The 14,338-nt window shown below is 69.9% G+C and carries 12 protein-coding genes and 1 pseudogene; 4 read left to right on the top strand and 9 right to left on the bottom strand.

The window, feature by feature from the left end; genetic code table 11:
* Positions 1-12: 12 nt before the first annotated feature.
* Together ACWFRJ_RS27030 and ACWFRJ_RS27025 are read right to left on the bottom strand one after the other, a co-directional pair.
* Complete coding sequence (locus ACWFRJ_RS27030) at positions 13-339, bottom strand: putative quinol monooxygenase (protein WP_383273545.1); 327 nt, start codon at positions 337-339, stop codon at positions 13-15.
* A 106-nt stretch (positions 340-445) separates the two neighbouring features.
* Positions 446-1,735, bottom strand: a complete 1,290-nt coding sequence (locus ACWFRJ_RS27025; protein ID WP_389912455.1) for a geranylgeranyl reductase family protein — start codon at positions 1,733-1,735, stop codon at positions 446-448.
* A 97-nt stretch (positions 1,736-1,832) separates the two neighbouring features.
* On the opposite strand from ACWFRJ_RS27025, the gene ACWFRJ_RS27020 reads away from it, so the two are divergent.
* Positions 1,833-2,393, top strand: coding sequence for a GNAT family N-acetyltransferase (locus tag ACWFRJ_RS27020; RefSeq protein WP_453536094.1), 561 nt, complete (start codon positions 1,833-1,835; stop codon positions 2,391-2,393).
* Between the two features lie 54 nt (positions 2,394-2,447).
* A complete protein-coding gene (locus tag ACWFRJ_RS27015) occupies positions 2,448-2,807 on the top strand; it encodes a PASTA domain-containing protein (RefSeq protein ID WP_453536091.1) in 360 nt (119 codons plus the stop codon).
* Positions 2,808-2,841: 34 nt separating this feature from the next.
* Here the strand turns inward: ACWFRJ_RS27015 and ACWFRJ_RS27010 are convergent, their stop codons facing one another.
* The 7 genes and pseudogenes from ACWFRJ_RS27010 to ACWFRJ_RS26980 form a co-directional block, all read right to left on the bottom strand.
* Positions 2,842-4,992, bottom strand: coding sequence for a hypothetical protein (locus tag ACWFRJ_RS27010; RefSeq protein WP_453536737.1), 2,151 nt, complete (start codon positions 4,990-4,992; stop codon positions 2,842-2,844).
* A gap of 354 nt (positions 4,993-5,346) precedes the next feature.
* A pseudogene (locus ACWFRJ_RS27005) lies at positions 5,347-5,415 on the bottom strand (zinc-ribbon domain-containing protein); the annotation flags it as partial.
* Positions 5,416-5,629: 214 nt separating this feature from the next.
* On the bottom strand, positions 5,630-6,322 hold the full coding sequence (locus ACWFRJ_RS27000) for a demethylmenaquinone methyltransferase (protein ID WP_453536088.1): 693 nt from the start codon (positions 6,320-6,322) through the stop codon (positions 5,630-5,632).
* A gap of 77 nt (positions 6,323-6,399) precedes the next feature.
* A complete protein-coding gene (locus ACWFRJ_RS26995; protein ID WP_453536085.1) occupies positions 6,400-6,999 on the bottom strand; it encodes an imidazolonepropionase-like domain-containing protein in 600 nt (199 codons plus the stop codon).
* A gap of 7 nt (positions 7,000-7,006) precedes the next feature.
* On the bottom strand, positions 7,007-8,206 hold the full coding sequence (gene mqnC, locus ACWFRJ_RS26990; protein ID WP_453536082.1) for a cyclic dehypoxanthinyl futalosine synthase: 1,200 nt from the start codon (positions 8,204-8,206) through the stop codon (positions 7,007-7,009).
* A 71-nt stretch (positions 8,207-8,277) separates the two neighbouring features.
* Positions 8,278-9,003 carry a prepilin peptidase gene (locus ACWFRJ_RS26985; protein WP_453536079.1) on the bottom strand — a complete coding sequence of 242 codons (726 nt, stop codon included), beginning with the start codon at positions 9,001-9,003 and terminating at the stop codon, positions 8,278-8,280.
* Between the two features lie 103 nt (positions 9,004-9,106).
* A complete protein-coding gene (locus ACWFRJ_RS26980; protein WP_453536076.1) occupies positions 9,107-12,088 on the bottom strand; it encodes a BTAD domain-containing putative transcriptional regulator in 2,982 nt (993 codons plus the stop codon).
* A 482-nt stretch (positions 12,089-12,570) separates the two neighbouring features.
* Between ACWFRJ_RS26980 and ACWFRJ_RS26975 the strand changes: the two genes are divergently transcribed.
* Together ACWFRJ_RS26975 and ACWFRJ_RS26970 are read left to right on the top strand one after the other, a co-directional pair.
* Positions 12,571-13,203, top strand: coding sequence for a hypothetical protein (locus tag ACWFRJ_RS26975; protein WP_453536073.1), 633 nt, complete (start codon positions 12,571-12,573; stop codon positions 13,201-13,203).
* Positions 13,200-14,288, top strand: a complete 1,089-nt coding sequence (locus ACWFRJ_RS26970) for a hypothetical protein (protein ID WP_453536070.1) — start codon at positions 13,200-13,202, stop codon at positions 14,286-14,288. The genes ACWFRJ_RS26975 and ACWFRJ_RS26970 overlap by 4 nt, the downstream gene beginning before the upstream one ends.
* The last annotated feature ends 50 nt before the right edge of the window (positions 14,289-14,338 follow it).

Here is a 14,338-nt window from a genome sequence, read left to right as displayed (position 1 = left end):
TCTACGCGCGTCTCAGCCCTTCGGCGAAAGCTCACCCATCTCGGACCAGCTGCTGCCCGGGATCTCGGTGTGGATGATCTCCGGGGTCGACGCGATGGCCTCGGACATCGTCTCCATGCCGGCCTTGAAGTGGTCGGAGCCGACGTGCGCGGCGCCCGCCTCCTGCGAGGCGAAGCCCTCCAAGAGGACGAACTGGTTCGGGTCGTCCACGCTGCGGGACCAGTCGTAGAAGAGGTTGCCTTCCTCCGCGCGCGTGGCACGGGTGAACTCGGCGGTGCGCTCCAGCCAGCTGTCGCTGTACTCGGGGCGGACGGTGAACTTGACGGCGATGAAGATCATGCGACCAGCGTCCTGCCGTCCACCCCATGAGGGCAAATCGGATACGCCCTGTTTTCTGAGAGCCGAAGTTTTCTGGGAGCCGAAGTTTTCTGCGAGCCGAACCGGCTCACGCCTTCGGCGCCACCTTGCTCAGCCCGTTGATGATGCGGTCCATCGCGTCGCCGCCCGTCGGGTCGGTGAGGTTGGCCAGCATCTTCAGCGTGAAGCGCATCAGCATCGGGTGGGTCAGGCCGCGCTGCGTGGCCATCTTCATGACCTTCGGGTTGCCGATGAGCTTCACGAAGGCGCGGCCCAGCGTGTAGTAGCCGCCGTACGTGTCCTTGAGGATCTTCGGGTAGTTGTGCAGCGCCAGTTCGCGCTGGCCGGGGGTCGAGCGGGCGTGCGCCTGGACGATGACGTCCGCCGCGATCTGCCCGGACTCCATTGCGTACGCGATGCCCTCGCCGTTGAAGGGGTTCACCATGCCGCCCGCGTCGCCGACCAGGAGCAGGCCCTTGGTGTAGTGCGGCTGGCGGTTGAAGGCCATCGGCAGGGCCGCGCCGCGGATCGGCATCGTCATGTTGTCCGGGGTGTAGCCCCAGTCCTCCGGCATCGAGGCGCACCAGGCCTTCAACACCTCGCGCCAGTCGAGCTCCTTGTAGGCGGCGGAGGAGTCGAGGATGCCGAGCCCGACGTTCGACGTGCCGTCACCCATGCCGAAGATCCAGCCGTAGCCGGGAAGGAGCCGGTCCTGGGCGCCGCGGCGGTCCCACAGCTCCAGCCAGGACTCCAGGTAGTCGTCGTCGTGGCGCGGCGACGTGAAGTACGTACGGACGGCGACGCCCATCGGGCGGTCCTCGCGGCGGTGCAGCCCCATCGCGAGGGAGAGCCGCGTCGAGTTGCCGTCGGCGGCGACCACAAGCGGCGCGTGGAAGGTGACCGGGGTCTTCTCCTCGCCCATCTTGGCGTGCACGCCGGTGATGCGGCCCGTGCGGTCGTCGATGATCGGGGCGCCGACATTGCAGCGCTCGTACACGCGGGCGCCCGCCTTCTGCGCCTGGCGCGCGAGCTGCTCGTCGAAGTCGTCGCGCTTCCGGACGAGGCCGTAGTTCGGGTAGGCGGCGAGATCCGGCCAATCGAGCTGGAGCCGTACGCCGCCCCCGATGATGCGCAGGCCCTTGTTCCGCAGCCAGCCCGCCTCCTCGGAGATGTCGATCCCCATGGACACCAGCTGTTTGGTGGCGCGCGGCGTCAGACCGTCGCCGCAGACCTTCTCCCTCGGGAACGCGGTCTTCTCCAGAAGGAGTACGTCGAGTCCGGCCTTCGCCAGGTAATAGGCGGTCGTGGAACCGGCTGGCCCGGCCCCGACGACGATCACATCAGCGGTGTGTTCGGTGAGGGGCTGGGGCTCGGTCACGGCGGGTTCTCCCCAAAGCTCGAAATCTGTGTGCCGACGGGCACGGGATATGGGCAGTCTATGCAGCGGTACTGATCAGCCAGCCGAAGGGCCACCCGTGACAAAGCAGGCGACAGAGCAGGCGACAGAGCGAGCGACAGAGCAGGCACCGACGACCAGGCCCCTGCCCGCCGTACAACTGCGCGTCCCGACCCACGAGGACGCCTTCGTCTGGCACCGCCTCTTCGACGACCCGGACGTCATGGAGTTCTTCGGCGGCGCGTCGTCCGAGCTCTCCGTGTACGAGGAGCTGACCGCTCGACAGCGCAGACACGACGCCGAACTCGGTTTCTGCTTCTGGACGTTGCTCGACGCGGACGGCGAGCCGATCGGCTTCGCCGGAGCACAGCCCTGGCCGAACGACTGGGGGCCCAAGGGAAAGATCGAGATCGGCTGGCGGCTCGGCCGCGCCGCGTGGGGCAAGGGATACGTGACCGCCGCCGCGCTGGCGACCCTGGAGCGGGTGCGCTCGGCGGGCGTACGGGACGTGGTGGCGATGGTCGATGCCCGCAACGAACGGTCCGTGGCGGTGACCCGACGTCTCGGCATGGAGTTGGCCGAGACCTTCACGGCGCCGGTGTCGAAGCGCAAGGGATACCGCTTCGGGTTGACGCTGTAACGGACCGCTTCCGGCCGGCGCCCGGCGGGTCTACCCTGCCGGTACCGCTGGGGGGTGACATCTGTGCCGAAGGCGCCCAGGACGGACGCGGCGGACGACGTGCGCGTGCCGCGGTTGACGGGTCTCATGGCCGTGGACGCGCGCGAGTCGGCGGTGGAGCACGGCGTGCTGCTCGCGGCACCGGACCGCCCCGACTTCCACCTGGTCGTCGTCGAGTACGTGGTCAGGCAGTACCCCCTCCCCGGCATGTGGATCCCGCGCGATGCCGTCGTCACCGTCTGGTTCGACCTCGGCACCGACGAGGGCGACGGCGGCGCGGGGGTGCGCGAACCGCGTCACCCCGGACCGCCGGACGACGGCGGCCTGCGCCGCGAGCTCGACGAGCCGGGGCCCGAGGTCGGCGCCGTCTGGTGAACGCACCGGCAACGCACCGGCAATGCGCCCGTACTCAGCCGTTGAGCCGCCAGTTCTCCAGCGCGATCCGGTGGATCTTCGCGCCCTCGCTCGTGGGCCAGAAGTCCGCGCGCCAGGAGAGCTGGATGGCGTACTCGGTGCCGTTGTCCGCGACGTAACTCTGGTCGAGGGCATGGATCTCGCGGCCCGCCGTGTCGGTGAAGGTGTACTCCCAGATCGCGCCACTGCGCCCCTGGAAGGTGTTCGGCTCCAGGCGGATCCGCTGGTAGTCCGACTTCTTCGGGTCCTTCTTGGCGTCCTTCTCGATGGTCGTGAAGTTCTCGTACGAGGTGTACGGCGCGTACGGCACCACGCCGACCAGGAACTCCTCCCGGCCGGTCGAACCCGCGTACACGATCTGCCCGGGACGCTCCTCGCCCTGCCGGGTCCAGCCGTCCGGCACGGCGAACTCGAAGCCGTTCACGTCGGACACCAGATCGGAGCCCGCTGGAACTCGGGGGGTGTCGTCCACGGTGTCCCGGCTCGCGCTCGGCTCCTCCGTGGGTGTGAACGTGGGCGACGCGGTGGGCGACGCGTTCGGTGCCGGCGGCTCTGTCGGGTCCTCGGTCCGGCTGATGGCGGGCTTGTCGTCCTTGCCTCCGGCCTTGTCCGCCTTGCCGTCGTCGTTGTTCTGCCAGAGCAGGACACCGGCCGCGATACCGCTGCCGATGATGAAGGCACCGGCGAGGGTGCCGACCCAGAGGGCGGTGCGGCGGGACTGGGGTGGCGTGGTGGGGGGCTGCTGGAAGGAGTGCGGGGCGTAGGCGAAGGCGGGGGTTCCGGTCGGGACGTACGTGGGCTGGTCGTGGGCGCTCAGTGGCATGGGGGCAACCGGGGTCGCCGGATTGTCCGTTGTGACGGGGCCTACGGCACCCACAGCGGCCCCGGCGTCAGGAACCGGACCCGAAGGAACCGGCCCCGCGACGAGCCCCGTCCGCTGCCCCGCCATCTGCAACAGGAACGGCGCGACGAGCGCCGCCACGAAGACCCAGAGCAGCCCGAAGAGCAGTGCCTCCGGCACGCTCACGCCCGCCTCGAAGGTGCCGTTGCCCGAGCCGCCCGAACTGCCGCCTCCGAACTCCGCCGAGGCGCTGCCGGTGGCGTCGACACTGACCCCGCCGACCCCGGCGAGAAGCAGGAAGAGCCCGAAGAAGACTCCGGCGGCCAGCAGTTGCTCACCACGGTGCGCGGAACGGCGTGCGGCGAGGATGCCGATGACCAGCGCGCAGACGAGCCCGAGCGTCAACGCCCCGACGATCGCCCACGCGTTGGTGACGTCCCCCAGCTCGGAGAGCCCGAAGGACTCGCTCTCATACCCGCCGCCGTACGACGAACTGCTCCCCTGCACCGAGGCCTCGAGCGGCGCACCCCACCCGAGGCCGAGGGCGGTGACGCCCAGGTTGGGCAGCAGGAGCAGGGCGATGACCAGCGGGGACACGTTGGCGTCGTCGAGGTCGGCGACGCGTTCGAGGTCGTCGATCTGGGCGAGGCTGATGAACGCGACGACCGAGCTGAGGGCAAGGACGACGGCGAGCGCGCGCAGCGCGGTGCCGGTGGCACGGAACGTCGCCTGCCACCCCGGCCGTTGGGCGAGCCAGTGGGCCAGGTCGTAGCGGTGCAGTACGCCGCCGGAGACGGCGAGTCCGAGTACGAACGCACCGAGCGCGGCGAGCACGGGCGACGAGGAGAGCTCGACGCCATCGATCTCGGGCTGCGCGAAAAGGCTGAGCACGAGGGTGCCGGTGGTCACCAACAGGGTGACGCGGAAGGCCGCTTCGAGCCCCGCCGTGCCCCCGCCCTGGCTTCCGGCGCGTACGAGAAGGCGGTTGCGCAGGACATGTACGCCGATGAAGAGGGCCGCGATCCACAGCGCGGTGACGGTGAGCGGAATGAGGTGCAGCGCGGCGCTGCCGTCGAAGGCGGTGCCCACGTCGGAGCTGTCACCGCCGAAGACGGATGCCTGTTGCCGCTCGCTCCCCGAGACCTCGAAACCGCCGCCCACGGCCTGGAGCAGAGTCGCGAGAGCGATCCGCATCCGATCGCCGAACCCGACGACGACGTCACCGCCACCACCGCCACCACCCCCCTCCCCCTGTCCGTAGGAGGGAATGGCCATCGCGACCGCCGCGACGAGCACCAACCCCACGGGCCACAGGGCAGCTTGGGCGGCCCCGGCCCAGTCGCCCCGAAACGCACGCCCGAAGAAGGCGCCGAGGGGAGAAGGAGCGGACGGCGCCCCAGGAACGTATGCGGGCGGGGGTGAAGACGGAGGCGGGGACACGGGGGCGGCAGCGGGAAGTGCGGGCGCGGGAAGGGAAGTTGCGGTGAACCCGGGCCCGGCGGGCGTCTCGCTGACGGGCGCCCCACTAACGGGCGCATCAGGTTCAGCCGCAGGGCCGTCCTGCTCACCGGTGTCCCCCACAGCGGTAGGAGCGCCGAGCTCCGCCGCGGGCAGAACCACAGGCCCCGCGTCCACGGACGTGCCACGCGGGCGCTCTCGCCCGCATTTCATGCAGAAGCGGGCCTCTTCAGGGGTGGATGCCCCGCAGTGAGGACAGTTCGACGCCATAGGGACGCTCCGTCATTGGGGAGATGACCAGAAAGACCGACCCATGCCGAGCGACCCAGTGGCGGCCGATGCGAAAGAGCGGATTCGCATCGACACCGTCGCGTCGGCGGAGTCGTATCACAACGGACACATCTTGCCCTGCGGCTGGTTCCCGTCAACTCGGTTCACAGCGGAATATTTCGCGCGCTTGTGCTCCGGGCGTCCCTCGGCAGGTCTACGCCTTGAAACCCCGGTGCAGCGCCACGACCCCACCCGTCAGATTCCGCCACGCCACCTTCGACCAGCCCGCGTCCTGCAACAGCGCGGCCAGCGTCGGCTGGTCCGGCCAGGAGCGGATGGACTCCGCGAGATAGACGTACGCGTCGGGGTTGGAGGAGACCGTGCGCGCGACCGGCGGCAGCGCCCGCATCAGGTACTCCTCGTAGACCGTGCGGAACGGCGCCCACGTCGCGTGCGAGAACTCGCAGATGACGACCCGGCCGCCGGGCTTCGTCACGCGGTACATCTCCCGCAGCGCCTCGTCCGTCTCCTGGACGTTGCGCAGGCCGAAGGAGATCGTGACGGCGTCGAACGTGTCGTCCTTGAACGGCAGCTTCGCCGCGTCCCCGGCCGTGAACGGCATCCAGGGGTGTCGCGCCTTGCCGACCCGCAGCATGCCGAGCGAGAAGTCGCAGGGCACGACGTACGCGCCGGCCTGCGCGAAGGGCTGCGACGAGGTGGCGGTCCCGGCGGCGAGGTCGAGGACCTTCTGCGCGGGCCGCGCGTCGACGGCCTTGGCGACCGCCTTGCGCCACAGCCGGGCCTGCCCGAGCGACATCACGTCGTTCGTGAGGTCGTACCGTTCCGCCACGTCGTCGAACATCGAGGCGACTTCGTGCGGCTGCTTGTCCAGGGAGGCTCGGGTCACCCGGCCCATTGTGTCAGGCCGGTCCGCTCTCCCGGCGGCGCCCTCACTCGCCTGCGGCGGGCTTTCTTCGCCCACTCCTAGCGGGCCCTAAACACCAGGCGGCCGCCGATCACCGTCGCCACGCACGTCGCCGGACCGCGTCGCACCAGGTCCGCCCGGTCGGCTACGTCGAAGACCGCGAAGCGGGCGGGGCCTCCCACTGCCAGCGGGGGCAGCAGGACCAGGGGCGTCGGGGACAGGGACACGGGGCCCGGCAGGCGTGGTGGGCGTCGGCCCGATGCGAGGCCCGCCCCGCGGACGGCGTCGAGGACCGGCCGGGAGCGCAGTTCGCCCGCGACGGCCACCGTGCCGTGCGCGAGGAGCCGCTGCACGCCCCGGCGGGCGCTGCCACCGAGAAGGGACGGATCGGCGCGGAAGATCGCCCGAGCGCGCTCCCCGCCGATGGGCACGGTGCCGAGCCGGTCGGCCTCGCGCGGGTCGGGGTGGTAGGTGCCTTCGAGGATTTCGGGGCCGTACGGATTGAGCAGGCCCGGCAGGAGGATGCCGGGCCAGCGCCGGACACGGGCGGCAGGGTGCGCCGCGACCAGCTCCTCGTACGGGCCGACGGCGGCGATGACCGCCCCGTCGGCCAGGACCGCCGCCTCCGGTGTCCCTTCGGCGACGTGAAGTGTGCGCACAGCGGCCTCAGTTGCTGGCGAGGAGCTTCAGCTCGGGGTGAGCCGTGCCGCCCTCGAGCGCCGTGGAGGAGATGTGCGAGGCGACGCGGTCGTCGATCGGGTCGTTCGCCGGGTCGTCGTGCACGACGAGGTGCTCGTACGTCGTGGCGCGCTGGGCCGGGACGCGGTCCGCGGTGCGGATCATGTCGATCATGTCGCGCAGGTTGTTGCGGTGCTTGGCGCCGGCGGAGGAGACGACGTTCTCCTCCAGCATCACGGAGCCGAGGTCGTCCGCGCCGTAGTGCAGGGTGAGCTGGCCGGCCTCCTTGCCGGTGGTCAGCCAGGAACCCTGGATGTGGGCCACGTTGTCGAGGAAGATCCGCGAGATCGCGATCATGCGGATGTACTCGAAGATGGTGGCCTGGGTCCGGCCCTTGAGGTGGTTGTTCTCGGGCTGGTACGTGTACGGGATGAAGGCCCGGAAGCCCCCGGTCCTGTCCTGGAGGTCGCGGATCATCCGCAGGTGCTCCATGCGCTCGGCGTTGGTCTCGCCCGTGCCCATGAGCATCGTGGACGTCGACTCGACACCGAGGTTGTGGGCGATCTCCATGATCTCGAGCCAGCGCTCGCCGCTCTCCTTGAGCGGGGCGATGGCCTTGCGCGGGCGGGCCGGGAGCAGCTCGGCACCGGCACCGGCGAAGGAGTCGAGCCCGGCGGCGTGGATGCGCTGGATCGCCTCTTCGGCGGAGACCTTCGAGATGCGGGCCATGTGCTCGACCTCGGAGGCGCCGAGGGAGTGGATGACCAGCTGCGGGAAGGCCTTCTTGATCGCGGAGAAGTGCTCTTCGTAGTACTCGACACCGAAGTCCGGGTGGTGCCCGCCCTGGAACATGACCTGCGTGCCACCGAGCTCGACGGTCTCGGCGCAGCGCCGCAGGATGTCGTCGAGGTCGCGCGTCCAGCCCTTCTTGGTGTCCTTCGGGGCCGCGTAGAAGGCGCAGAACTTGCAGGCCGTCACACACACGTTGGTGTAGTTGATGTTGCGCTCGATGATGTACGTCGCGATGTGCTCGGTCCCGGCGTACCGGCGGCGGCGGATGGCGTCCGCGGCGGCGCCGAGCGCGTGCAGCGGGGCATCGCGGTAGAGGTCGAGCGCCTCTTCCTCAGTGATCCGCCCACCTGCGGCGGCACGGTCGAGCACGGACTGAAGGTCGGCCTTCTCGGTCACCGGGGCGTCCCTTTCTTAAGGGTTTCGGGCGGACTGATTCAGCGTACGCCAGCGTGGTCGGCCGCCCGACGTCAGGCGGCGTACGCCCCGACGAGCAACCCGAGCAACGCCCCGCCGATCAGGAAGGGCCCGAACGGGATCGCCGTCTTGCGCCCGGCGCGGCGGGCGACGACCAGAAATCCGCCGTACAGGGCGGCGAGCAGGAACCCGGCGAAGGTGCCGAGCAGCACCGCGCCCCACCCGTACCAGCCGAGGACGGCACCCAGGCCGAGCGCCAGCTTCACGTCGCCGAAGCCCATGCCGTTCGGGCTGATGAGGAAGAGCACGAAGTACGCGCCGCCGAGCCCGAGCCCCCCGTACAGCGCGTGCACCCAGGAACCGCCGTGCTCGGGGAGCAGCGCCGCGCCGCCGAGAAGGACGAGGGCGGCCACGGCGAGCGGCAGGGTGAGTACGTCGGGCAGCCGGTGCACGCCGAAGTCCACGACGGCGAGCAGCACGCCGAAGGGCGCGAGCAGCAGCCAGACGGCGAGCTCGGGCCGCGGGCCCGTCGCGGCGGCGAGGGCGGCGCAGACGAGGGCGGTGGCGAGGGAGACGGTGAGGGTGCGCGGCCCGATGCGGGTCCCGTCCGCACACCGCGGGAGCCCGACCCAGCCGCCGACGGGATGCCCGTCGGGGCAGGTCTCCCGCCACGCCTGGTCGGGAGGCACGGAGAGCCGGTAGACCGCGCGAGGAACGAACAGCCCGGCGAGGGCGCCCCAGAGGGCGCCACCGACGACGAGATACACCAGGGGGTCCAAGTCGTTCACCCTCTAGACACGGAGAAACGGGTGGGTGGGAGGAGGGAGACATCCGCCGCGAAGCGGCGGCCTGGAACCCTCCCCACCCCCCGCAGCGACAGAACTACCCGACGGCGGAAAGCCCACTGCGCCAAGCAGGAAGCAGCTCGTCGAGCAGCGCCTCGGTCCGAGGCGGCACACCCCGAGCCCCACTGCGAGCAACGAGGTCGGCAGCCACTGTCTGAAGCCTCGCCGGATCGCCCACGGCGTGGGTCGCCCGCAACAACTCGTTCCAGAGCCGCTCGTCCCCCGGCGCGGAATTCAGCGAGGCGTTCAGCGCCTCGATGGCCTTCTCCGAGCGCCCCTTCTCCAGGTGGAACTCGGACAGGGCGAGGCCGATGTCGGCGACGAGCAGCGGCAGCTGCGCGTCGATGATCTCGTGCGTGAGCCACGCGTACCGCCCCTGCGGCCGGTCCGAGAGCAGCGGCCCGCGTACGAGCACCAGGGCGTCGGTGAGCATCCGCCCCCGCACTGCCCGGCTGTTGGCCCCGCGCCCCTGGGTCGCCTCGTGGTAGAGCGAGCGCAGGACATCCAGATCGGACACGACGGACTTGGCGAGCGTGAGCCGCCCGCTCCGGTCGGCCCGCAGCCGGGCCTCTCCGTCCGGCTCGGTGCCGAGCCACTCCCGCAGCCGGTCGACGAGCGCGTCGCGTACGTCATCGGTGACACCGCGCGGCCACAGCGCGGAGGCGAGCACCCGCGGGTGCACCCCCTCGCGGTGCAGCAGGAGCAGCGCGAGCGCCTCGTGCATCAGCGGGCTGCGCTCGCCGTCCGGAGTGTCGAGGCCGATGATCTCGTACGTTCCGACGAGGCGCGCGTACACCGCGGGCCGCCCCTGCTCGGTGACGTCGACGAGGAACGGCGGAGTGGCGGCGCCGCGACCCGAACCGGTGCCGTCCTCGCCCTCCCCGGGGTCGGCGTCGGCGAAGAGCTCCACGACGGCCCTCTGCTGGGCCTCGGGCAGCGCCTGCGCCTCGAGCTCGAGGCCGAGCAGCGGGGCGAGCAGCTTGCCGTCGGGGGTGATCTCCATCTCCCAGGCGGCACCCGGCAGATCCCCGGACTCCGTACCGACGAGGTATCCGATGCCGAGGCGGCTCGCGTCGGAGGCCAGTTCGGCGAGCTTCACGGCGTCTTCGCCGGTGGGCTCGGCGGCGAGCAGCACCAGGTGCGGCGCCCAGCGGGTGTGCTGGGCGGGCCCCGTACGACCAGTAAGTACTGAGTCGTGCCCGGCGGCCCCCAGGGCTCCGCGCCGCTGCCGCGTCTCGGCCTCCATCGTCTCGATCAGCGCCTCGATGTCGTCGAGGTGCCGCAGCCGGTTGGGCGCGAGCGGCGTCAGGTCCTGCCCGAAGCCGACGAGGGTGATGGTCATGCGGTCGGACCACCCGTTGGTGGCGAGCTCGGCGGCGACGGAGGCGAAGACGGCGGCGCGGTCGGACTCGCGCCCGCTCAGCGATACGACACCGGGTACGGCTTCGAGGTTGAGCAGCAGCCGCGAGTCGTCGAGCGTTCCCAGACTCACGAGGCCCGGATAGGGAGCGGCGGTATCCATGTCCTCGTACCGCTCGGCGTCGGTCCGCGCCAGCATCCAGAACGTCTGGTCCTGCCCCAACTGCCAGGGGGCGGGCGGACGGCCGGCGGGCTGGGCGAGCTGGAGGTGCAGATCGCCGTTGCTGAGCCAGGCGGCGTACACGGTGGGCAGCGCCCTTGATTCCTCGGCGAGGGAGGCGGCAAGCCCCCTCAACGACAGATCGAGAAGCCGTACGCCCTCGGGGTCGGCCCCGACGAGCAGCGCGTCCTGCACATCGGCGGCGCCACCGGTCGGCGTGGGCGGCTCCATGCCACGGCGTCCACCGACGGCGCCCATGGCGGACTGCCACAGCGCGTGCCGCCGACGACGTCCGAGCGCGCCGAGGAGCCCGGCGGCGAGGAGCGGCGCACCGATAAGAGCCTCGGGCAGTCCGAAGGAGGACCCTTCGGACTCACTGCTCCCGCTGCTGGCGACGGGCGCTTCCTGCCGTCCGCTCTCGGAGGGGCGCTGCTCGGGGAGGGAGATGTGGGCGGTATCGCGATCGCCGGATCCACCACCTTGCTGACCGCCACCCTGCTCCTTGGCCCCTCCGCCCTGGGCCTGGTCCCCGGACTTGGCGTAGTCGGAGATCTGCTCCTTCACGTCCTGCGAGACCTTGGGTGCCTCGTCGGGCATCTCGACGAGCTCGCCGCCGTGCGCGTCCGCGGGCATCTCCATGATCCAGCCCGGCCGGATGAGGCTGGCCTCGGACAGCCGCGACCCGTCGGGCTGCTCACGGTCCTTGTTGAGCTGGTAGATCTCCTTGTACCGGCGACCGTCTCCCAGGTGCCGCTCGGCGATCTCCCACATCGAATCGTGGTGACGCCCTTCGGGCGGCTGGATCCGGTAGTACTTGGTGTCCCCGTCCTTGGCGCTGCTGCCCCCGGCATGGGCGGCAGCCTGCTCGGCCTGCTCGGCGACGGCACTGGCGGCGCTCCCGGCCTGCTCCTGACCGAAGAGACCACCGGGCGTCTGCTGGGCGGAAGCGGCGGAGGCGGGCTTCTGATTGCCCTCCAGAGACTGTCCGAACTGCGAGAGCCCCGGCGCGAAGCTGGCGGCGGTGGCGCCCACCAGGAGCAGGGCGGCGACGAGTTGACGGGCGAGGAGCTGGCTGCCGCCGGCGCCGGGAATGCGGCCCGGCATACCGACACCCGAGAGCGCGGCCTTGACCTCCACCAGCACACAGGCGGTGAACTGGGCCCAGGCGAGCCAGACGACGACAGTCAGTACGTTGATGAACGTCCCGACCGTGATCTCCTGCTGCAACCAGTCAAGCGAGGGCGCACCGCCCGGAAGCGGCCATCCCACGGCGACGGCGAGGGCGCCGGGTACGCCGAAGACCAGCGCGGCCAGCGCGACAAAGGCGAGGAACGCCTTGAAGAAGTCCCCGAACGAACGTCGACGCCGGGGCAGCGGCTGCGGCGTCCGATTCCGTGGAGCCGACGGGCCGCCTGTCGAACTTGAAGTGGTGCGCGCCATGGCGGGTGTCCTGTTGTCCTCTGAGAGGGAGCGAATAGAGATCAGCGGTCTGTGCGCTGAGGGTGCTGAGCGTACTGAGGCGATGGTACGGAAGGGACCGAAGGTCAGACAGGGGCAACGGCGCCCGAGGGCTGCGAGGGGACTTCTCCGGGTGACCGTTACCGCCCGAGTTGCACGGTAAGCGCAGCTCTTCCTGCGCGGTTCCGGCCCGATTCCGCCCCCCGATTGCCCACTCCGGACAGTCATTCACGGGCATTCACCCCCGCGAGTCACAGTTCCGGCACGGAATCGCTGCGCCCGCGTAGCACTTGGGGCCCCTTCGCTTCTGTTCACTTCCGTCACCGCACAGAACGCGAGAACCTTCACAAGGCCCACCAGTACTGATAACCCACGCCTGGTAGCGTCATGCAGCTTCATTCTCGCCTGCACACATATCGAACTCTGCCGAACCCTGGGGGACTGCAATCGTGGCCCGTCGCACCATGCCCATCATTGCCACGCTGGTGGCGAGCGCGACCCTGCTGTTGACCGCGTGTGGGGGCGGCGGGAGTGATGACTCCTCGGACAAGATCGAGGGGGCGGGGGGCGACTCGGAGAAGTCGAAGTCTTCGGCTCCTGCGAATCCCGGCGAGCCGGATGTCAGCCTGCCGAGCGACCTGAAGGTCGAATTCGGCTCCTCGAAGTCGTCCGACCCGCGTCACGCGGCGGCTCAGGAGAACGCCGAGAACTACATCCGGGCCCTCAACCATGGGATCACCGCTCAGGACCCCAAGGACCCGGCTTACCAGTTCTATTCGCTGGGCAACGCCACCCGCTACGCGCAGAAGCAGATCAAGTCGTGGGTGGACGACAAATGGACCGCTACCGGAACAGACAGTTACTACAGGGCCAAGACCGACAAGGTCGGCACGGCCGGTGTGCTCGTCACCATGTGCCGCGACCAGAGCAAGTTCTACGGCAAGAACGTCGAGACCAAGAAGATCAAGCACACCAAGCCGAGTCTCGACGACTACCAGGAGTTCCGTCTCCTCATGAAGCAGCCCACGGGTTCGGAGAAGATCTGGAAGGTGCTGCAGATCGAGGTCGAGGGTCGAGTGAAGGAGTGCCGGCGATGACATCCTCACGACGTGCGGTGCGATGGTCCGCGGCATTGGCGGCGACAGCCGTGCTGTGGTCGGGCGGAGCGGCCCACGCGGCCGGGCCGGAGGACAACACCACCCAACCACCGTCTGGCGAAAAGCCGAGCGGCAGCTCCGACAAGAAGGGCAACCTGTCGGCCGGAGTCTCCTCGATCCAGCTCTCGTACCCCTCTGGTGGCGATGGCGGCGGCAAGAAGGGCAACCTCGCCCCGATCGACCCCAACTGGGAGCCGCCCGCCTGCTGGTACGAGCCGGCCTTCACCTCCGAGGAACTCAAGGAGTTCGTGGACAAGGACGGCGGCGGCGACGTCGGCATCCACGAGTCATGGTTCGGCAAGGGGCTCTGGACCGACCACTACCGGGACGGCAAGCCGGCCGACAACTTCGACCTGCACGAAACCTCGAACAGCCAGGCCGATGGCTACAAGGACTACAACGAGGGCAAGGACGGCCGCTTCTGGCGAGGCGTGGCGCCCGACTCCTCGGACCCCAAGTCCTGGGACTGCGGCCGCATCATGTTCTGGGTGGAAGCGAACGAGATCCCGGACGACCCGCACGCGCCCACACCCAAGATGCTCGCCGAGTACGCGTACGACAAGGTCAAGGTCCCTGACACCAAGGTGGAGCTGAAGCCCGAAGCCAAGTCGACGGTGAATCTGCCTACTTGGGCCTGGCTGGACAAGGGCACTTTCAAGGACGTCAAGGTCCGCGCGGAGCTCCCGAACACCCCGCTCTGGGCGGAGACCACAGCAAAGCCGAAGAGCCTCCATCTGGAGCCGGGCACGGGCGACGCGGAGACCTTCCCCGCATCCGGTGAATGCAAGATCAACGACGACGGCAGCATCGGAACGCCCTACACCGAGGGCAAGTCGAAGCAGGACCCGCCGTGCGGCATCAAGTACCTCCGAGCGACCGACGGAAAGCCGTACCAGCTGAAGGCCTCCATCACCTGGGAGATCTCCTGGGAGGGCACGGGCGGCGCGGGCGACACGATGCCCGACGGCACCTTCGAGACGACCCAGGACATGGACGTCCAGGAAGTCCAGTCGATCAACCGCTGACCCAGGATCTCCACCACGGGCGCCACCATCACCGACGCACAATCCGCCTG

The sequence above is a fragment of the Streptomyces sp. NPDC055239 genome (genome assembly GCF_053606205.1).
Note: the sequence above shows the minus strand (reverse complement) of the source record. Positions and strands in the feature narration are given on the sequence as shown.